18 protein-coding genes and 1 pseudogene are annotated in these 20710 nt (G+C 60.4%); 15 read left to right on the forward strand and 4 right to left on the reverse strand.

Annotated elements, in window-relative coordinates; all coding sequences use genetic code 11:
- Nucleotides 1-273: 273 nt before the first annotated feature.
- Nucleotides 274-1428: an iron-containing alcohol dehydrogenase gene (locus ETEE_RS14990; RefSeq protein ID WP_034164327.1), complete on the reverse strand. Its 1155-nt coding sequence runs from the start codon at nt 1426-1428 to the stop codon at nt 274-276.
- A 944-nt stretch (nt 1429-2372) separates the two neighbouring features.
- Here ETEE_RS14990 and flhD point away from each other — a divergent pair.
- The 13 genes and pseudogenes from flhD (at nt 2373) to ETEE_RS15055 (ending at nt 15695) form a co-directional block, all read left to right on the forward strand.
- Complete coding sequence (gene flhD, locus ETEE_RS14995) at nt 2373-2720, forward strand: flagellar transcriptional regulator FlhD (protein WP_012848192.1); 348 nt, start codon at nt 2373-2375, stop codon at nt 2718-2720.
- 1 nt (nt 2721) lies between these two features.
- A complete protein-coding gene (gene flhC / locus ETEE_RS15000) occupies nt 2722-3303 on the forward strand; it encodes a flagellar transcriptional regulator FlhC (RefSeq protein WP_034164326.1) in 582 nt (193 codons plus the stop codon).
- Nucleotides 3304-3456: 153 nt separating this feature from the next.
- Nucleotides 3457-4347, forward strand: a complete 891-nt coding sequence (gene motA, locus ETEE_RS15005) for a flagellar motor stator protein MotA (RefSeq protein WP_015461304.1) — start codon at nt 3457-3459, stop codon at nt 4345-4347.
- A complete protein-coding gene (gene motB, locus ETEE_RS15010) occupies nt 4344-5342 on the forward strand; it encodes a flagellar motor protein MotB (protein ID WP_034164325.1) in 999 nt (332 codons plus the stop codon). The genes motA and motB overlap by 4 nt, the downstream gene beginning before the upstream one ends.
- A gap of 9 nt (nt 5343-5351) precedes the next feature.
- The gene (gene cheA, locus ETEE_RS15015; protein WP_034164324.1) at nt 5352-7424 is read left to right on the forward strand and encodes a chemotaxis protein CheA; all 2073 of its coding nucleotides are present in this window, start codon (nt 5352-5354) and stop codon (nt 7422-7424) included.
- Between the two features lie 69 nt (nt 7425-7493).
- Nucleotides 7494-7988, forward strand: a complete 495-nt coding sequence (gene cheW, locus ETEE_RS15020; RefSeq protein ID WP_034164323.1) for a chemotaxis protein CheW — start codon at nt 7494-7496, stop codon at nt 7986-7988.
- A 178-nt stretch (nt 7989-8166) separates the two neighbouring features.
- Nucleotides 8167-9837 (forward strand): methyl-accepting chemotaxis protein, encoded by a 1671-nt coding sequence (gene tsr / locus ETEE_RS15025; protein ID WP_034164322.1) that lies wholly within the window; start codon nt 8167-8169, stop codon nt 9835-9837.
- A 147-nt stretch (nt 9838-9984) separates the two neighbouring features.
- The gene (locus tag ETEE_RS15030; RefSeq protein ID WP_034164321.1) at nt 9985-11577 is read left to right on the forward strand and encodes a methyl-accepting chemotaxis protein; all 1593 of its coding nucleotides are present in this window, start codon (nt 9985-9987) and stop codon (nt 11575-11577) included.
- A gap of 56 nt (nt 11578-11633) precedes the next feature.
- The gene (gene cheR, locus ETEE_RS15035) at nt 11634-12509 is read left to right on the forward strand and encodes a protein-glutamate O-methyltransferase CheR (RefSeq protein ID WP_034164320.1); all 876 of its coding nucleotides are present in this window, start codon (nt 11634-11636) and stop codon (nt 12507-12509) included.
- Nucleotides 12506-13558, forward strand: a complete 1053-nt coding sequence (locus ETEE_RS15040) for a protein-glutamate methylesterase/protein-glutamine glutaminase (protein WP_034164319.1) — start codon at nt 12506-12508, stop codon at nt 13556-13558. Before cheR ends, ETEE_RS15040 begins: the two co-directional genes overlap by 4 nt.
- A 95-nt stretch (nt 13559-13653) precedes the next feature.
- Nucleotides 13654-14043 carry a chemotaxis response regulator CheY gene (cheY, locus tag ETEE_RS15045; RefSeq protein ID WP_012848203.1) on the forward strand — a complete coding sequence of 130 codons (390 nt, stop codon included), beginning with the start codon at nt 13654-13656 and terminating at the stop codon, nt 14041-14043.
- Nucleotides 14044-14052: 9 nt separating this feature from the next.
- The gene (gene cheZ / locus ETEE_RS15050; protein ID WP_012848204.1) at nt 14053-14688 is read left to right on the forward strand and encodes a protein phosphatase CheZ; all 636 of its coding nucleotides are present in this window, start codon (nt 14053-14055) and stop codon (nt 14686-14688) included.
- Between the two features lie 179 nt (nt 14689-14867).
- A pseudogene (locus ETEE_RS15055) lies at nt 14868-15695 on the forward strand (EamA family transporter).
- A gap of 5 nt (nt 15696-15700) precedes the next feature.
- On the opposite strand, the gene chaA reads toward ETEE_RS15055, so the two are convergent.
- Nucleotides 15701-16807, reverse strand: a complete 1107-nt coding sequence (gene chaA / locus ETEE_RS15060; protein ID WP_034164318.1) for a sodium-potassium/proton antiporter ChaA — start codon at nt 16805-16807, stop codon at nt 15701-15703.
- 220 nt (nt 16808-17027) lie between these two features.
- Between chaA and ETEE_RS15065 the strand changes: the two genes are divergently transcribed.
- Nucleotides 17028-17591 carry a DedA family protein gene (locus tag ETEE_RS15065; RefSeq protein WP_034164317.1) on the forward strand — a complete coding sequence of 188 codons (564 nt, stop codon included), beginning with the start codon at nt 17028-17030 and terminating at the stop codon, nt 17589-17591.
- 107 nt (nt 17592-17698) lie between these two features.
- Nucleotides 17699-18004: a YceK/YidQ family lipoprotein gene (locus tag ETEE_RS15070; protein WP_034164316.1), complete on the forward strand. Its 306-nt coding sequence runs from the start codon at nt 17699-17701 to the stop codon at nt 18002-18004.
- A 57-nt stretch (nt 18005-18061) separates the two neighbouring features.
- Here ETEE_RS15070 and ETEE_RS15075 read toward each other — a convergent pair whose 3' ends face one another.
- Entirely contained in the window at nt 18062-19342 is a 1281-nt protein-coding gene (locus tag ETEE_RS15075) for a M20 family metallo-hydrolase (protein WP_034164315.1), read from the reverse strand.
- A gap of 18 nt (nt 19343-19360) precedes the next feature.
- Nucleotides 19361-20638 carry a C4-dicarboxylate transporter DcuC gene (gene dcuC / locus ETEE_RS15080; RefSeq protein ID WP_034164314.1) on the reverse strand — a complete coding sequence of 426 codons (1278 nt, stop codon included), beginning with the start codon at nt 20636-20638 and terminating at the stop codon, nt 19361-19363.
- Nucleotides 20639-20710: the final 72 nt, after the last annotated feature.

Raw genomic sequence — 20710 nt, forward strand, 5'->3', positions numbered from 1 at the left:
GATGGGCTGGCCTCCGATGGGGCGAATGGCCAGCGCGGCCGGATCGGCGGGGGTATCCGGTTAGTTGCCGTGCGGCATCCCCGTCGCGCGGGTCTTGGCGCCGCGTTGCGCCGCGCCAATCGAAAGAGGCCGCATCCGCGTCAGGCGGTTTTTGACGGCGACGGCGTATGACGGTCGGCGTTAGCCTTTCTGCGTTAGCGCGCTTTCTATAGTATAAAATGCGCGGCGCGGGCGATGTGGCGTCTATCACAGCGTCTCCCGCGCTGGACGGACTCAGTAGCTTAGGCTCAGAATACGACGGGCCACCGTCTCATCGATGTTCTGCCGCTCGCCTAGCGGCAGCAGTTGAAAACGCCGCAGGTTATCGATAACGGCATCGATGCAGCTCTCCTCAAGACCACAGGCGCTGAGCCGGGTCTGCATCCCCATATCGCTGAAGAAGCGCTCGGTATGCTCGATGGCCGAGGCGATTCGCTCCTCTTCGCTGCCGCTGCACAGTCCCCATACCCGCTCGGCATACTGCAGCAGCTTCAGGCGTTTATCCTGCTGCTGCACCCGCATGACGGCCGGCAGCAGAATGGCCAGCGTCAGGGCATGATCCATTCCGTACAGCGCGGTCAGCTGGTGGCCGATACGATGGCTTGACCAGTCCTGCGGCACCCCGGCGCCGGCCATGCCATTCAGCGCCATACTGGCGCCCCACATGACGCTGGCGCGGACGTCGTAGTTATGGGGCTCGCTGAGCGCTCGCGGTCCCTCCTCCAGCAGCGTCAGCAGCAGCCCTTCGGCCAGGCGATCCTGAACTCGGGCGTAGACCGGATAGGTAAGGTATTGCTCCATGACATGGACGAAGGCATCCACGACGCCGTTGGCAACCTGGCGCGCGGGCAGGGTATAGGATTTGTGGGGATCCAGCACGGAGAAGCGCGGGAACAGCGCGGGATGGGAGTAGCCAACCTTGGCGCCGAGGCGGCGATGACTGACGACGGCGGTCGGGTTCATTTCTGACCCGGTGCCGGGCAGGGTCAGAATGCAGCCCAGCGGCAACACCCGCTGCGGCGGCAGCTTTTGGCACCACATCTCCCAGGGATCGCCCGGATAGTGCGCTGCGGCGGCGATAAACTTGCTGCCGTCGATCGCCGAGCCGCCGCCGATGGCCAGCAGAAAATCGATGCGCTGCTCGCGCACCTGCTGTACCGCCCTGAGCAGCGTCTCCAGCTGGGGGTTGGCTTCGATGCCGCCAAACTCGCCGACGATGCGGGGCCCCAGTACGCGCCGGACTTCGTCCAGGTAGCCAAACTGGCGGGCGCTGTTGCCACCGTAGGTGAGCAGAATGCGCGCCTCGGCGGGAATATGCTGCGGGATATCTGCGATGCGTTCGCCGCCAAACAGAATGCGGGTGGGATTGTAGTAGTCAAAGTTGAACATGTGCGGGGCTCCTCAGTCGTGGCAGGGGAATACGGTTTTCCCTGACGGATCGGTCGTGTCCGTGATGTGCGACGAACGCCGGCGTAGCCGGGCGTGATAGCACACAGCCTACCATGCCCCCTCTTGGGCCCACAGGCGTGAAATGTGGCAATGCGCACTTTTGGTCATAAAAACCATTAACCACGCGCGTAATGTCTACGGGTAGCGCAATTTATTCTGTTAAATGATGAATACCGAGAATAACCTCGTTGAATAGTTATATCGATATTACTGAATAAAGAGAAATAGGGACTCGACGACGGGATGGATATACCCGCATTAATTGAGATATATCAGAATTTAGCTCAGGAAGTATTCTATGGCGCCACTTCACCTATCAAGGCTATCTATTTTTATTCTATGGTTTTGCTCATCGTTTAGTTTTTTATGTGACCGTTGAATTATTATTCAGAGTTTAAATCTGATAATATACATTACTGCAATATTAAAAACTGAAAATGCAAAAATCAGTTTATTTTTTCCACAAAAATTTTGCTTGCTATTCAAAAAGTTAAACGGATAGCTCGTGCAGATTGCGCGCCAGGTTAAAATGTGAGCCAATACAGCAAAAGTCATACTTTTCCTGCTGTTTTTTGTGATATGGATCACACTTTTCTCAAATTTGACGCTTTGCCGCGTTGTACATTTCGGTCATTCAGGGGTAGAGTTGCAGCGTTTTAAGAATAGTCTTAATGGCGTCTGTTATTCACCCTCAGGGTGCCTAACCTCCATTTGTATATCAAAAGTACAACGTCGGGTCATATAACACGCAGTAAACATGGCCGTTATGCTCCAATTCACATTAGTTGAGCGGTTATCAGGTACCTCGTTCTCCTGCGCTTCGCGCAGTTATAGTAAAGGTACGTTTCATTGTGTTGGCCGATTGAGTCAAGCAGGGTGAGATAATGAGTACCTCGGAAATACTCAAGCATATTTATGACATTAACTTGTCATATTTGTTATTAGCACAGCGATTAATTCATGACGACAAAGCCTCCGCCATGTTCCGGCTGGGGATTGACGCTGAAATGGCGGAAACGTTGGTTCAGCTGACGCTGCCGCAGATGGTAAAACTGGCTGAAACCAATCAGTTAGTATGCCAGTTTCGCTTTGAAGATCATCAGACGATCCAACGCCTGACCCAAGAGTCGCGCGTGGACGATCTGCAACAGATTCATACCGGAATTCTTTTGTCCAGCCATCTGCTTCAGCAGCTGTCGGCGGACGGAAATGATTCGGGGAAACGGGGCTGACATGAGCGAAAAAAGCATCATTCAGGAAGCACGCGACATACAGCTGGCGATGGAACTTATCTCTCTGGGGGCGCGTCTGCAGATGTTGGAGAGCGAAACCCAGCTGAGCCGGGGACGCCTGATCAAGCTGTACAAGGAGCTGCGCGGCAGTCCGCCGCCGAAGGGGATGCTGCCATTCTCCACCGACTGGTTTATGACATGGGAGCAGAATATTCACTCTTCCATGTTCTATAATATTTATGCGTTTATGTTGACCAGCGGCGCCTGCCACGGGGTAGAGGCGGTGATCCGCGCCTACAAACTCTACCTGGAGCAGTGTCCGCCGGCGGATAGCGATCTGCCCGTGTTGGCGCTGACGCGCGCCTGGACGTTGGTGCGCTTCGTCGAGAGCGGCATGCTGGAGCCTGCCCACTGCAACAGCTGCGGTGGCAGCTTTGTTGCCCACGCTCATCAGCCGGTGCACAGTTTTGTCTGCAGTTTGTGCCAACCGCCGTCGCGAGCGATAAAAAGACGTAAACTTTCTGAGAATCCTGCCGATATCTTTCCACACTTGCTCGGTGAGCAAGAGAAACGTGTGGTGTAACTGATTGAGGCAATCAGTCCAATAGCGTGCGGTGCAGCGGTAGTGCTGCCGCACGCTGTCTTCGGGCAGCATTCTGTCATCGACCTTCCTCTTTCCGGCTTTGCGCCGGCAGATTACATCCGACTGTTCACTCCGATCATGTAAGGAATTCACGTGCTGATTCTACTGGGATATGCCGTTGTGCTAATCGCGGTTTTTGGCGGTTACACGCTTGTTGGGGGCCATCTGGGAGCGTTGTATCAGCCATCTGAGTTATTGATTATCGGGGGAGCGGGCATCGGCGCTTTCATCGTAGGCAACAATGGCAAGGCGATTAAGTCGACGCTGCGTACCCTGCCCAAGCTTGCCCGCGGCTCTAAGTACAACAAGGCGTTGTATATGGATGTGATGGGGCTGATGTATCAGCTCCTGGCCAAATCGCGCCAGCAGGGCATGCTCTCCCTGGAGCGGGATATCGAAGATCCTAAGGCGAGCGAAATTTTTTCTAATTATCCCCGCCTGATTGCCGATAACACTCTCATTGAGTTTATTACCGACTATATGCGGCTGATTATCAGCGGCAACATGAACGCCTTTGAGATCGAGTCCCTGATGGACGAAGAGATCGAGACCTTCGAACAGGAAGCTGAGGTGCCGGCAGGCAGCCTGGCTGCGGTGGGCGACTCCCTGCCCGCGTTCGGTATCGTGGCGGCGGTGATGGGGGTTGTTCATGCGCTGGCTTCGGCCGATCGCCCCGCGGCGGAGCTGGGCGCGCTGATCGCCCACGCCATGGTCGGGACGTTTCTGGGTATCCTGCTGGCCTATGGGTTTATCTCCCCGCTGGCTTCGCTGATGCGTCAGAAGAGCGCCGAAACCACCAAAATGATGCACTGCATCAAGACGACGCTGCTCTCCAGTCTGAACGGCTATGCCCCGCAGATCGCGGTGGAGTTTGGCCGTAAGACGCTGTACTCCACCGAGCGGCCGTCGTTCATTGAGCTGGAAGAGCACGTGCGTCAGGTGAAAACCCCGGCGAAACAGGCGGCAACGGAAGAAGAAGTATGAAGGGCGGTAAACACCCGGTCATTCTGGTCAAAAAGAAACGCGGCGGCCACGGTCAGGCCAGCCATGGCGGCGCTTGGAAGATAGCCTATGCCGATTTTATGACCGCCATGATGGCGTTCTTTCTGGTGATGTGGCTGCTGGCGATCGCCAGCCCGCAGGAGCTGACCCGCATCGCCGAATATTTTCGTACCCCGCTGAAGGTTGCCCTGAGCGGGGGACAGCGCTCCAGCGATAGCTTTAGCCCGATCCCCGGCGGCGGCGATGATGTGACGCAGAAAGAGGGCGAGGTGCGTAAGTTTGCCGAAGATCCCGATCCGCAGACGCGCGCCGAGCAGATGCGCCTGAAGCGACTGCGCGAGCGTTTGGAGCAGGTGATCATCAACGATCCGCGCCTGAAGGCGCTGCGACCACACCTGATGATCAACATGATGGATGAAGGGCTGCGGATTCAAATTATTGACAGCCAGAACCGCCCCATGTTCCAGAACGGCAGCGCCCAGGTTGAGCCCTATATGCGCAATATTCTGCGCGCTATCGCCCCGATCCTGAATGAGCTGCCGAACAAGATTAGCCTGTCCGGGCATACGGACGATCTGCCCTACGCCAACGGTGAGCGTGGATACAGCAACTGGGAGCTCTCGGCCGACCGCGCCAATGCCTCGCGGCGCGAGCTGATCGCCGGCGGGCTGGCGGGCGACAAGATCCTACGCGTGGTCGGCATGGCCGATACCATGAATCTGCGCAATCTGGCCGGCAATGCGGCGGTCAACCGCCGGATCAGTATTCTGGTGCTGAATAAAGCCGCACAGAATCGGATTGAACACGAGGATGCGGAAGGGGGAGACGCCGTTGATATGCGTCAGCCGACGGCCTCGGATCAGTGGCAGCGCATCGGCGCCGCCAGCGGCCAACCGGCGGTAACGCCCTTTATTCCGACGCCGATGGCGCCAATGAACGACCACGTCAAAATACCGAGCGCGATAGACAAGAGGTGACCTGTGAGCATGGATATTAGCGCGTTTTATCAAACGTTCTTTGATGAAGCGGATGAACTGTTGGCTGATATGGAACAGCACCTGTTGGCGCTGGATCCTCAGGAGCCGGATAACGAACAACTGAACGCCATCTTTCGCGCTGCCCACTCGATCAAGGGGGGGGCGGCCACTTTCGGTTTTACCGTACTGCAGGAGACCACGCATCTGCTGGAGAACCTGCTCGACGGTGCCCGCCGTGGTGAAATGCGGCTGAGTACCGAGATCATCAACCTGTTTCTGGAAACCAAAGATATTATGCAGGATCAGCTCGATGCCTATAAGTCCGCTCAGGACCCCGATGCCGATAGCTTCGAATATATTTGCCAAGCGCTAAGACAGCTGGCGCTAGAGGCTAAAGGGGAGGCGCCTGCCGCCGTGGCCGCGCCTGCACCTGCGCCGGCCGCAGAGCCGGCTACGCCTGTCGCGGCGGCGAGCGCCGCGCCGCAGGGCGGACTGACCATCTCGTTAACCGGGCTCAAGGCGGCGGAAATCCCTCTGATGCTGGAAGAGCTGGGCAATCTGGGCACGGTACAGCAGCATCAGGAAAGCGACAGCTCGCTGGATGTGGTGCTGGATACCACGGTCAGTGAGGATGATATTACGGCGGTGCTGTGCTTTGTGCTGGAGCCGGAGCAGATCCACTTTATCCGCCCGACGGCGGAGGTCGCGCCGCAGGTCAGCCTAGAGGAGTCGGCCCTGCCGCCCGCCGAGGTCGTCAGCGAGGCGCCGGCGGACGCACCGATTCCTGAGCCGGCCTCTGAGCCCGCGCCCGCGCCAGCGACGCCGGCGGATGCGACGACCGCCGCCGCGCCCCATGTCCCGCGCCACAACCCGCGCGCGGCTAAAGGGGCAGAGAACAGCACCAGCATCCGCGTCGCCGTGGAGAAAGTCGATCAGCTGATCAACCTGGTCGGCGAGCTGGTGATCACCCAGTCGATGCTGGCGCAGCGCTCCAATATGCTGGATCCGGTCGATCATGGCGATCTGCTCAACAGCCTGGGCCAGCTTGAGCGCAACGCCCGGGATCTGCAGGAGTCGGTCATGTCGATCCGCATGATGCCGATGGAGTACGTCTTTAGCCGCTTCCCGCGCCTGGTGCGTGACCTGGCCAGCAAGCTCGACAAGCAGGTAGAGCTGACGCTGCTGGGCAGCTCTACCGAACTGGATAAGAGCCTGATCGAGCGCATTATCGATCCGCTGACCCACCTGGTGCGCAACAGCCTGGATCACGGCATCGAATCGCCGCAGGTACGCCAGGCGGCGGGCAAGAGCAGCGTCGGCAATCTGACCCTCTCTGCGGAGCACCAGGGGGGCAATATCTATATTGAGGTCATCGACGACGGCGCCGGGCTGAACCACCAGAAGATCCTGGATAAAGCGCGCTCCCAGGGGATGGCGGTACACGACAACATGACCGACGAAGAGATCGGCCTGCTGATCTTTGCGCCGGGCTTCTCCACCGCCGAGAAGGTCACCGATGTCTCCGGGCGCGGCGTCGGGATGGATGTGGTGAAGCGAAATATCCAGGAGATGGGCGGCCACGTTGAGATCGCGTCGCGTGAGGGGAAAGGCACGACGATCCGTATCGTCCTGCCGCTGACCCTGGCGATTCTGGACGGCATGTCGGTCAAAGTCAGCAACGAGGTTTTCATTCTGCCGCTGAACGCCGTGATGGAGTCGCTGCAGCCGAACGATGAGGATATCTACCCGCTGGCCGGCGGCGAGCGCGTGCTGCAGGTGCGCGGCGAATACCTGCCGCTGGTAGAGCTGCACCGCGTCTTTGACGTCGCCGATGCCAAGACCGACGCTACTCAGGGCATTGTGGTGATCCTGCAAAGCGCCGGACGCCGCTATGCGCTGTTGGTCGATCAGCTGATCGGCCAGCATCAGGTGGTGGTGAAAAACCTGGAAACTAACTACCGCAAGGTGCCGGGCATTTCCGCGGCGACGATCCTCGGCGACGGCAGCGTGGCGCTGATCGTCGACGTCGCGGCGCTGCAGAGCATTAACCGGGAAAAACGGGTCGCCGGCGCGGCCGCCTGACTCTTAACCATGCAACCGGCGCCGCCGCAGGCGGCGCTGATGACGATGAATAAATAAAGGTGAACTGACATGACTGGACTGGCTTCCGTAAGCAAACTGGCGGGTGAAACCGTAGGCCAGGAATTCCTGGTATTTACGCTGGGGGATGAGGAGTACGGTATCGATATCCTCAAGGTGCAGGAGATCCGTGGCTACGACCAGGTTACCCGTATTGCCAACACGCCCTCCTTTATTAAAGGGGTGACCAACCTGCGCGGTGTGATCGTCCCGATCATCGATCTGCGGGTGAAGTTTTCTCAGCAGGACGTCAGCTATAACGAGAATACCGTGGTTATCGTGCTGAACTTCAGCCAGCGCGTCGTAGGGATTGTGGTGGACGGTGTCTCCGATGTGCTATCCCTGAGCGCGGATCAGATCCGTCCGGCGCCGGAGTTTGCGGTAACGCTGTCGACCGAGTACCTGACCGGCCTCGGCGCGCTCGGCGAGCGAATGCTGATCCTGGTGGATATCGAAAAGCTGCTCAGCAGCGAGGAGATGGCGCTGGTCGACAGCGTCACCGCCTGATATCAGGCCCGCCGCGGCGGCGGCGGGCCGGTGCCCCGCGCGATTCACGGGACTCATGATTAGTACAATATGCTGCTATAGTGGACAAAAAAGATGATTTGACTGTCCTCCTCGCCATAAAGTTTTATCGCCGCGCGCCGATATCTCTGACATCTGATGCAGCAAAAATGAGACGCCCATGTTAAACCGCATAAAAGTAGTTACCAGTTTGCTACTGGTGCTGGGGTTATTTGGCATTTTGCAGATGACTTCCGGAGGAGTGTTCTTTGACGCCCTGAAAAGCGACAAGGAAAGTATTACCGTTTTGCAAACCATTCGCCAACAGCAGGCCGCGCTTAACGCCAGCTGGGTAGCTTTGCTCCAGACACGCAATACCTTAAACCGTGCCGGGATCCGCTATATGGCCGATCTGAATAAAACCGGTTCCGGTGCCACCGTACCCGATCTGATGCAGCTGGCCGGCGCCGAGCTGAAAGAGGCGGAGCGCGAGTGGGAGCGCTATCAGGGCCTACCGCGCGATCCGAATCAGAGCGATGAGGCCGCGCAGGCCATGAACCAAAGCTACGATACGCTGCACAGCGCGCTGGGGGAGCTGATCCAGATGCTCTCCGCCGGCCGGATTAACGACTTCTTCGAACAGCCGACGCAAAGCTATCAGGACAGCTTTGAAAAAGCCTATGAGGCCTATCTGGCGCAGAACGACCGCCTATACCATCAGGCCGTGACATCGAATAACGACTCCTACCATATGGCGCTGTGGATCCTACTGGCCGTGATGGTGGTCGTGGCCGCGGTGATTGTGCTGGTGTGGATGGGGATCCACCACACGCTGATCCGCCCGCTCAACAGCCTAATGGGCAATATCCGTCAGTTCGCCGTCGGCGATCTCTCCGGGCGTATCGAGGTACACGGCAGCAACGAAATGGGGCAGCTGGCCGACAGCCTGCGCCATATGCAGACCGAGTTTGTCCGCACCGTCAGCGACGTCCGTCAGGGGGCCAATGCCATCTACAGCGGCGCCAGCGAAATCTCTGCCGGAAATAACGATCTCTCCTCGCGTACCGAACAGCAGGCGGCCTCACTGGAAGAAACCGCGGCCAGCATGGAACAGCTGACGGCGACCGTGAAACAGAACGCCGAAAACGCCCGGCAGGCCAGTCAGCTAGCGCTGAGCGCCTCCGAAACGGCCCAGCGCGGCGGTAAGGTTGTCGCCAACGTCGTGCAGACCATGCATGACATCGCCAGCAGCTCGCAGAAGATCGCCGACATTACCGGGGTTATCGACGGTATCGCCTTCCAGACCAATATCCTGGCGCTGAACGCGGCGGTAGAGGCGGCGCGTGCCGGTGAGCAGGGGCGTGGCTTTGCCGTGGTGGCGGGCGAGGTGCGTAACCTGGCCCAGCGCAGCGCCCAGGCAGCGAAAGAGATTAAAGGGCTGATTGAGGATTCCGTCAGCAAGGTCGATACCGGCTCGGTATTGGTCGAAAGCGCCGGCGATACCATGGGCGACATCGTTAACGCGGTGACCCGGGTCACCGACATCATGGGTGAGATTGCCTCGGCCTCTGACGAACAGAGCCGCGGCATCGAGCAGGTGGGTCAGGCCGTTTCCGAGATGGATCGGGTGACGCAGCAGAACGCCGCGCTGGTGGAAGAGTCCGCCTCTGCCGCCGCGTCGCTGGAAGATCAGGCCAGCCATCTGAATCAGGCCGTCGCGGTATTCCGCATTGAGCCGCAGGGCGAGGCGGAGCCGGTGGTTCGCGCCGCGCCGCGCAGCAGCGCCGCCGCCGCGCCGGCGAAAGCCAAAGCGTCGGACGATAGCAGCAGCGATAACTGGGAGACGTTCTGACAACCCGACCGGCTCTCCGCCTCTAACGGCGGGGAGCTGACTGCCAGTGCCGGGCGCCGCGAGGCGCCACAGGCATATGGGGAGCCAAAATAAAAATGACAACCGAGCCGGTACCCTACACGCTGCCGGCCAACGAGGAAGCCTATCGTGTTTAACCGAATCCGCATATCGACCAGTCTGTTTGCGTTGGTGCTGGCATTCTGCTTTTTGCAGCTGTCATCCAACGGAGTGTCGTTTATGGCCATCCGTTCTGACAGTGATAACTATGCCCGGGTACAGATATCCAACGATCAGCGCGAAACGCTGGGACAAACCTGGGTTGCCCTGCTGCAGGCGCGCAACACGTTGAACCGCGCCGGTACCCGCGCGGCGCTGCATATCCCTCAGGATCAGATCGACGCGCTGATGCACCGGGTGCGCGCCATGCTGAAAAAGGCCGATGACTCCATGCAGCAGTATATGGCTTGCTCAGACAGCGATGAGGAGGATCGCGCGCTGTCTCAGGAGGCGCTGCAGCATTATCAGGCGCTGCGCACGGCGCTGTTGCAGCTGGTCAGTCTGCTGGAGAAGGGGGATCTGCAGGGGTTTATGGATCAGCCGACCCAGCGGATCCAGGATCAGTTTGAAGCCAGCGTGGCGAAGCTGACTCAGCACGTTGAGGGCGAACTGAAGCAGGGCGCCGAGATCAATCGCAGCTCCTATCATCTCTCCATGGCGCTGAATCTGGCGGCCGTGGTGCTGCTGGCGCTGGTGATGCTGATCGCTATCTGGTGGCTGCGCAATATGCTGCTGGCGCCGCTGACCGTCATGCGCGCCCATTTTGAGCGCATCGCGCGCGGCGATCTATCGGCGGAGATCAAGGTGTATGGCCGTAATGAGATCAGCCAGCTGTACGCCAGCCTGCGTAACATGCAGCAGGCGCTGGCCGGGACGGTGCTGTCGGTACGCCAGGGGACGGACGCCATCTATACCGGGCTGCAGGAGATCGGCGCCGGTAACAACGACCTCTCTTCGCGCACCGAGCAGCAGGCGGCCTCGTTGGAAGAGACGGCCGCCAGCATGGAACAGCTGACCGCCACGGTGAAACAGAACGCCGACAACGCCCGCCAGGCGTCACAGCTGGCGCAGGAGGCCTCCCATACCGCCGGTGAGGGCGGTGAGATCGTCAGTCAGGTGGTGCGGACCATGCATGATATTACGCAAAGTTCGCAAAAAATCGGAGACATTACCGGGGTTATCGATGGTATCGCCTTCCAGACCAATATTCTGGCGCTGAACGCGGCGGTAGAGGCGGCGCGCGCCGGAGAGCAGGGGCGTGGCTTTGCGGTGGTCGCGGGTGAGGTGCGCAATCTGGCCCAGCGCAGCGCCCAGGCGGCGAAAGAGATCAAAGGGCTGATCGAGGAATCGGTCAGCCGGGTAAAACAGGGGTCGACCCTGGTAGAGAGCGCCGGAAACACCATGGATAACGTGGTGCGTTCGGTGGTGCGGGTGACCGATATCATGGGCGAAATCAGCTCCGCATCGGAGGAGCAGAGCCGGGGCATTGAGCAGGTCGCCCAGGCGGTAACGCAAATGGATCAGGTGACGCAGCAGAACGCCGCACTGGTAGAGGAAGCAGCATCGGCAACTCAGTCTCTGGAGGCGCAGGCTGATGTCCTGTCGCGCGCCGTCGCCACGTTCCGTCTGAGCGGCGATGTGGCGCAGATCGATCTGCAAGGACAAGCCAACGGCACGAGCTGATGGGCTTTCCGCTCGGCGGAAAGCGAAATTGAAGTAGGTGAGTTAACTGGTGAGTGATGACGAATTTATTACTACAGGCAGCACAGGGGGAAAACAACGTCTCCTCACTGGCAATGCAACGTCTGACGTTGGGGGATGCCCATTTTCGGCGGATTAGCCAGTTGATTTACCAACGGGCCGGTATCGTACTTGCCGACCATAAACGTGAAATGGTTTACAACCGGCTGGTGCGTCGCTTACGGGCGTTGAATCTGAGCGACTTTGGTGACTATCTGGCGTTGCTGGAGAGTCATCCGGAGAGCGATGAGTGGCAAACATTTGTCAACTCGCTGACCACTAACCTGACCGCCTTCTTTCGCGAGGCGCATCACTTCCCGATCCTGGCGGAGCATGCGCGCGCGCGGCGGCACAACTACTGTGTCTGGAGTACGGCGGCCTCCACGGGCGAGGAACCATACTCGATCGCGATGACCCTGGCGGAGGCGCTGGGGCCATCACCGATGGCGCCGCAGGTGTGGGCCAGCGACATCGATACTCAGGTACTGGAGAAGGCGCAGCGCGGTATCTACCGCCAGGAGGAGGCCAAGCTGCTGAACGCCACGCAGCTGCAGCGCTTTTTTCTGCGCGGTACCGGGCCTCATCAGGGGCTGATCCGGGTTCGCCATGAGCTGGCGCAGCGGGTGCATTTCCAGATGCTGAACCTGCTGGATGCCAAGTGGGATCTGCCGGGCCCATTCGATGCGATTTTTTGCCGTAACGTGATGATCTATTTCGATAAAGAAACGCAGGCTCGCATTCTGCGTCGTTTTATCCCCTTGTTAAAGCCGGGTGGCCTGCTGTTTGCCGGTCACTCGGAGAACTTCAGCCAGATCTCCCGCGATTTCCATCTGCGCGGGCAGACCGTTTACGGGCTGACGAAGGAGAGCCGATGAACAAGATCCGGGTATTGTGCGTGGATGACTCCGCGCTGATGCGCCAACTGATGACCGAGATCGTGAACAGCCACCCCGATATGGAGATGGTGGCCGCCGCGCAGGACCCGTTGGTCGCGCGGGATCTGATCAAAAAATTCAATCCTCAGGTGCTTACACTGGATGTTGAAATGCCGCGCATGGACGGCCTCGACTTTTTGGAGAAACTGATGCGCCTGCGCCCGATGCCGGTGGTGATGGTCTCTTCTCTGACCGGGAAGGGATCGGAGATCACCCTGCGGGCGTTGGAGCTGGGCGCGGTGGACTTTGTCACCAAGCCGCAGCTGGGGATCCGCGAGGGGATGCTGGCCTACAGCGAGCTGATCGCCGACAAGATCCGCACCGCCGCGCGCGCGCGCCTGCCGCGCCAGCTGAAGCAGGGCGAGCCGCCGGCGACCCTCAGCCACGGCCCGCTGCTCAGCAGCGAAAAGCTGATCGCCATCGGCGCCTCTACCGGCGGCACCGAGGCGATTCGCCATGTGCTGCAGCCGTTGCCGCCGACCAGTCCGGCGCTGCTGATCACCCAGCATATGCCGCCGGGCTTTACCCGCTCTTTCGCCGAGCGGCTGAACAAGCTGTGCCAGATCACGGTGAAAGAGGCCGAGGACGGCGAACGTATTCTGCCGGGGCACGCCTATATCGCCCCCGGCGCCCACCACCTGGAGCTGGCGCGCAGCGGCGCCAACTATATTGTGCGCCTGCATCAGGGGCCGCCGGTGAACCGTCATCGCCCCTCGGTTGAGGTGCTGTTTGACTCCGTCGCCCGCTGCGCCGGACGCAACGCCGTCGGGGTGATCCTGACGGGAATGGGCAACGACGGTGCCGCAGGGATGCTGCGGCTGCACCAGGCGGGTGCCTATACCATTGCGCAGAATGAAGCCAGCTGCGTGGTATTTGGCATGCCGCGCGAGGCGATTCAGATGGGCGGGGTCGACGAGGTGGTCGATCTCTCCCAAATCAGCCAGCGTATGCTGGCGCAGGTCAGCGCCAAGCAGGCGCTGCGTATTTAACCGATACCGGACCGCGCCCGCGGGCGCGGTCATTAACCGAATGCCTGTTTTTCAGGTTATTGCTCCCGGCTCAAGGGATTTTTTTAGGAGTTAGTATGGCGGATAAGAATCTGCGTTTTCTGGTTGTCGATGATTTCTCTACCATGCGTCGTATCGTACGCAATCTGTTGAAAGAGCTGGGATTCAACAACGTAGAGGAAGCCGAAGACGGCGCCGATGCGCTGAGCAAGCTGCGCGCCGGCGGGTTCGACTTTGTGGTCTCTGACTGGAACATGCCCAACATGGATGGTCTGCAGCTGCTGCAGGCGATCCGTGCGGACGGCACGCTGAACAAGATGCCGGTGTTGATGGTAACGGCCGAGGCGAAGAAAGAGAACATCATCGCCGCCGCGCAGGCCGGGGCCAGCGGCTACGTGGTGAAGCCGTTTACCGCCGCAACGCTGGAAGAAAAACTGAATAAGATTTTTGAAAAGCTCGGGATCTAAGGAGTCACGATGAACGAACATCCGATGCCAGCCGCCGATGCCGGCGATATTATCGCCAGGATTGGCCAACTGACGCGTATGCTGCGTGACAGCATGAAAGAGCTTGGACTGGATCAGGCCATCGCTCAGGCAGCCGAAGCCATTCCGGATGCCCGCGACCGTCTGGACTATGTGGTGCAGATGACCCGTCAGGCCGCCGAGCGCGCCCTGAGCTGCGTTGAAGCGGCTCAGCCGCGCCAGACGCAGATGGAGAAGGGATCCAAAGAGCTCAAGCAGCGTTGGGATGCCTGGTTTGAAAATCCGATCGAGCTTGAGGATGCCAGGGCGCTGGTAACGGATACCCGCCAGTTCTTGAGCGAGGTGCCGGAGCATACGGCCTTTACTCACAGCCAGCTGTTGGAGATCATGATGGCGCAGGATTTCCAGGATCTGACCGGCCAGGTGATCAAGCGCATGATGGACGTGATCCAGGAGATCGAAAAGCAGCTGCTGATGGTGCTGCTGGAGAATATGCCGGAGCAGCCGCCCAAGCCGAAGCGTGAAAACGACAGTCTGCTGAATGGCCCGCAGATGAACCAGAACGGCCCGGGTGTGGTCGCCAACCAGGAGCAGGTCGATGACCTGCTGGACAGCCTGGGATTTTAAGCGCGATAGCGGCACCGTCGTGCGAGCGTCAGGCCACCCTAGGGTGGCCTGTTTTCTTTGGGGACCGCCATGACAGCGCGTGTTGCGCCGATTATGCTGGGAGAGCGTAGACTCCAGCCCGGGCGGGTGACAATGCCGCGCTGATTCACTGTTTATAGAGGGAAGGGATACCGTCGCAGATGACCATCTCGGTGTTTATTGCCGTTCTGTTTGCCGCGCTGCTGCATGCCAGCTGGAATGTGCTGGTGAAAGGCTGCGCGGATCGCTTTGTCAGCGTCGCGCTGGTGGCGCTGTTTGCCGGGCTGACGGCGTTGCCGCTGCTACCGCTGTGCGCCGCGCTGCCGGCGGCGGCCTGGTACTGGCTCGGTCTGTCGGTGCTGTTTCACACCGTCTACGGCCTGTTTCTCAGCCGAGCCTATAGCCATGGCGATCTTGGGACAGATGTATCCGCTGGCCAGGGGCTGCGCCCCCCTGTTGGTGATGCTGCTCAGCCTGCTGCTGCTACGGGAGAAACCCCCGCTTTTGGCGAGCGCCGGCGCGCTGATCCTGATTGGCGGGGTGTTGCTGATGGCCCTGCGCGGCGCGGCGCTGCGTGACGCTGCGTGACGCGCTGATCACCGCGCTGTGTACCGCCGGCTATACCCCGACCGACGGCGCCGGCGCCCGGGCGGCGGGGGATGTGCTGGGATATACCCTGTGGCTGTTTGCGCTCAATGGGGCGGTGATGCTGGTATGGCTCTGGCAGCGTCAGGGGCGGCGCACCGGCTATCTGATACGCTGCGCCTGGCACCGGACTGGCCAGGGGCGCGATGTCGCTGCTGGCCTATGGCATCGTCATCTGGGCGATGGCTCAGGCGCCGATCGGCATCGTCGCCGCCCTGCGTGAGAGCAGCGTGCTGTTTGCGCTCCTGCTGTCGGCCCGCCTGCTGCATGAGCCGCTGGGGCGGGCACGGGTGACGGCCGCGCTGGTGATCCTCTGCGGCGTGCTGCTGACCCGCCTGGGGTAGGTCAGCTACAGAAACAGGGTCATCAGGTAGGCGACGAACAGCGCCAGATGCGCCGCGCCGTTGAGCACATTGGTGCGGCCGGTGTTAAACGAGACCTGGCACAGCATCAGGGTGGCCAACATCACCACCGTCTGCGGCTCACCCAGCCCGAACAGCAGCGGCTGATCGGTCAGTAGGGCGATCAGGGTTACCGTCGGCACCGTTAACGACAGGGTCGCCAGCACCGAGCCAAAAAACAGATTCATGGCGCGCTGCACCTGATTGGCCAGCACCGCCTTCAGGGCGCCCAGCCCCTCGGGGGAGAGGATCAGCAGCGCGACCAGAAAGCCGGTCATCTGCTGCGGCGCGTTCAGAGCGCCGAGCAGCCCCTCCAGCGGCAGGGCGTTCAGCTTGGTGACCGCGATGACGGCGATAAGGTAGGCGACCAGCCAGGCGGCGTGCCACAGATTACGGTGAGATGAGGGCTTACCGTGGTGCGGATCGCTGGGGTCGTCGCCTTCATCCTCATGCTCGTAGACGAACAGACTTTGGTGCGTGCGGGTCTGGATCAGCAGAAATACGCCGTACATGGCGGCCGATAGCAGCGCGACCACCAGCGACTGGCCATGGGTAAAGTTATCGCCCGGCAGGGTCATCGGCAGCACCAGTACAATGATCGCCAGCGGGATCAGCGCGATCAGATACTGCTTGATCCCGCCCAGATTGACATATTGGGTGGCGAATTTGTGACCGCCGAGCAGCAAGGAAAATCCGACCAGCCCGCCGCTGACGATCATCACGATGGAGTAGAGCGTATCGCGCATCAGCTCCGGCGCGGCTTTGCCGCTGACCATCAGGGCCGAAATCAGGCTGACCTCCAGTATCACCACTGACAGGGTCAGGATCAGCGAGCCATAGGGCTCGCCGAGGCGGTGGGCCAGGACATCGGCGTGACGCACCACGCTGAAGGCGCTGGCGAGGATCGCGATCAGCGCCAGCAGGTTGATCGCGGCCAGGGCGCCCAGCGTGGCGGGCTGCGTCACCGCCAGCACCCCCAGCGCGATCAGCGGCAGGATCAGCTGATACTCGCTGTGGCGGGTATTGTGGTGGCTGGTTTTTATATGAGACTTCATGGATGGCACCCTCCTTTGAATGACTGCGCGCGCACCGGCCGCGGGGGCGTAATACCGCCCCCGCTGACATTATCAAAAAAAACGATATCAAATAACAGTTTTTATGATTATTCGCATTTTTATTCAGCCAGAATTTAAGTATGGCCTATCGGATGCGCCGGCGTGACGCCGGATGTTTTTTCGGTATGATAGGCGCCCTGCGCAGCACTAAGGATGAACCATGATCGATGCAGCACGCTGGATAAGTGAATATGGCTATGTCGCCGTGGTAATCGGCAGCATTCTCGAGGGGGAGACTATCGCCTTTCTGGCCGGGGCCGCCGCCCATAAACACCTGCTCGCCTATCCGTGGGTGGTGTTGCTGACGATGGTCGGTGCGACGCTGGGTGATACCACGCTCTACTTCGTCGGGCGCCACTTTGGCACGCCTATTTTACGGCGTTTTCCGCGTCAGCAACAGAAGATAGCCTATGTACAGCGCCAGGTGCGCCGTAATGAAAGCTGGCTGATCCTGGGGATGCGCTTTGCCTATGGCTTTCGCACTATTGGCCCGATCATTATCGGGTCTGCGGGCGTTAAACCGGGAAAATATATCCTGTTTAATCTGCTCGGCGCGGTCCTGTGGGCGCTGACCATCGTCAGCCTTGGCTATGGCGCCAGCGAAGTGCTGCTGCGGATCTTTGCCGACCCGCAGCAGCGCCTGTGGGCCGGCGGCGGGCTGCTGGCGGTGGCGGTGCTGCTGGTGGCGCTGCTGCGCTGGTACCGCGCGCGCCGCGGGCGGTAAAATCGTGAGCCGCTGCAAAAAAATGCAGCGACGGATCGGCGTCGGGTATCCTGCGCCGGGGATCCCGATTATTATCGGCCCAGGACGGACTATTCAGGGAGATATTGATGAAACAGCGACCGTTAACGATGGCCGTGGTACTGGTGGGGACGGCGATGCTGGCGGGATGCGGCAGCATCATGGGTCGCACCACCATGCAGGAGGGGCATACCTACTACGCCGGGGTGCACAACGATATGGCGCGGGTGAGCGGCAGCGGCAACTACGACTACGATTTTATGACCCGCAGCCGGGCATTTATCGATCTGCCGTTTTCGCTGCTGGCCGATACGCTGTACGCGCCGGTGGACTATTTCCACGGCCCCTATCGCGACCAGCCAGCGCGCGCGGACGCGCAGGAGACGCCGCGCTGAGGGCATGCGGCTGAGCTATTGAGTCAAAGCCATCGCTGGGCGATGGCTTTCGCATTATTAGGCCGACTGCGCCGTGCGGCAGAGGCGGCTGACGCAGGCGGTAAACAGCGCGCAGCCGCGCGACAGCACCGCGTCGTCAAAGTCGAACTCGGACTGGTGATGGCCCGCGCGCAGATCGGCGCCCAGCACCACATAGGCCGCCTGGCCGCCGTGCGCCTGCACCCGTTCGACCAGCAGCGTGGCATCCTCGCTGCCGCCAAAGCTGGCCTCTCCGATCCGCAGATCCAACTGCTGGCTAGCGATATCCGCCACCAGCGTCATCAGCGCCGCATCGTTGTGCAGATCGACGGCGCTGCCCATCACCTGATGCTCTACCCGCAGGCCAAAGCTCTGCGCTGCGCCGTCGGCGATGCGCAGGGCCTGCTGTGCCATGTAGTCATTAATGGTGCGGTTGGCGCCGCGCACCTCCAGCTGCATCTCGGCGTAGGCCGGGATCACGTTACGTCCTTCACCGGCGCGCAGGGTGCCAACGTTGATGCGCGACATACCGTCGCCGTGGCGTGGGATCCCCAGCAGCTGCGTGACGCAGTGACAGGCGCCGGCCAGCGCGTTGGCGCCGCCCTGGGGCATCATCCCCGCGTGGGCCGGCGCGCCGAAAAAGCGCAGGTCCAGCTTGGTGGTGCAGAGGAAGTCGCGCGGATCGACGACGATCTCCCCGCTGGGAACCCCCATGCCGATATGGGCAGAGAGGAAGTAGTCGACGTCGTCGAGCAGTCCGCCCTCCGCCACCGGCTTGGCGCCGCGCACCCCTTCCTCCGCCGGTTGAAACAGCAGTTTTACCGTGCCGCAGAGTCGATCGCGCAGAGCGCAGAGCGCCTGGGCGACGCCGAGCCCGATGGCCATGTGGCCGTCGTGGCCGCAGGCGTGCATGCAGCCGGGGTGGCGTGAGGCAAAGTCGGCGGCCCGCGGTGGGTGCTGCGGCGCGTCGCTCTCAGTGACCGCGACGCAGTCAATGTCGAAGCGCAGGGCGACGGTGGGGCCCGGCCGTCCGGTTTCCAGCAGGGCGACGCAGCCGGTTAAATCCCCCATCTCCTCCAGCAGGGCGTCGCTGACCGGATAGCGGCGCGCCCGCGCCAGCCCCTGTGCGACCTCCTCGTCGTTACGTCCCTGGATATGCTCTCGGGAGAGAAAGGCGCTGCCCGGCAACACCCGGTAGCCTATGGCGCGCAGTATCTCTATCAGCCGTGCGCTAGTGATGAATTCACTCCATCCGGTTTCAGGAATTTGATGGAACATACGGCGCCAGCGGCGCAGCTGTTCCTGATCGGAAACGGTCATCATGATCTCCCTGTGTGATTAAAGGAAAAACAGCGCCACGTACAGCACAGCGACGATAGCGCCCGGCGCGGTGCGCTTGGCGATTTCGACCGGGCTGACGCCGGCCAGGCCAGCGCAGACGATGGCGGCACCGGCGAGCGGTGACATATTGCGACCCAGGGCCGATGCGAGCATGACACCGGCGCCCAGATTATTGATTTCATATCCAAAGTCACCGGCGTGCGGGGTGACGGCCTCATTAAAGGCAAAGGCGGTGGCGTCACCGGTGCCGGTGATCAGCCCCATCAGGAATGGCCCTAAGGTGCCGCCCCAGCGGGCGAACTCCGGCGAGTCGGTCAGCAGCTGGATAAATGCCTTGATCAGGCCGACGGCGTTTAACCCTTCGATGAAGACGGCTGCGGCGATGATGATGCCAAGGATGTTGGCGTAAGAGGAGCCCATGCCGTCAAAAAAGCTTTTGGTCAGGGCGCTGGGGCTGACCCGGGTGATCAGCAGCGCGTAAAGGGAGCCGATGATCATCGCCGCCGGGACGCTCATCTTGCTGCTGCCGAGCCAGCCCAGGCTGGAGCAGACCAGCAGCAGCACCGGCAGAAACGGAGCCAGGGTCTGCAGATAGAAACGTAGATTGCGTACCGGATCCGCCTGTGCCGCCTCGGCATCCTGCGCCACAGGGCCTTCAGGGCGGTAGTTAAGGCCGTTGCTGGCAAAGGCCACCAGCGTCAGGCAGACGGCGCAGATAGCGGCGCAGATGACGGTGGTCGGCGCATGGTAGAAGACAAAGTCCATCAGCGGCGTTTTAGAGATATGGGAGATAAAGGCATTGTGGGCCACGCCGGGATTCAGGTAGGCCCCCAGCGTGCCGGAGAGTACGGCGCCGCCGGCGATGGCCGGATGCACCCGCGCGGCGATCAACAACGGGATCAGCGTGGCGCCCACCGCAGCGGAGACTCCGGCGGCGGAGGGGATGGCAATACAGATGACAAAGGTGACGGCCACGGCCGTCGGCACCAGCAGAAAGCCGAGTTTACTCAGTCCGCGGGTCAGCAGGCGCACTAGACACATATCGCAGCCGGTAAATTTCATCACATAGGCAAAGCCCATGCTGCTGCAGATCGATTCGATCAGCCCAGAGGTGGTCATTCGGGTACTGAACGCATTAAAGGCATTCATCGGCGCCAGAGAAATAATACATAATAGAATGCCAGCGCCGATAAGCGTAGTGCGGGTATCGTACCGTTTAATCAATAAAACGACCGTAGCAATTAATACTACGACGCCTAATATTACCGTCAGCATAAATGCCTCCCCCCAGATTTATGGTTTGTTTTATAGTGGATAAAGTCAGTATCATGGCTATTGATTTAACGC

It is taken from the genome of Edwardsiella anguillarum ET080813 (assembly GCF_000264765.2).
Taxonomy (GTDB): Bacteria; Pseudomonadota; Gammaproteobacteria; order Enterobacterales; family Enterobacteriaceae; genus Edwardsiella; species Edwardsiella anguillarum.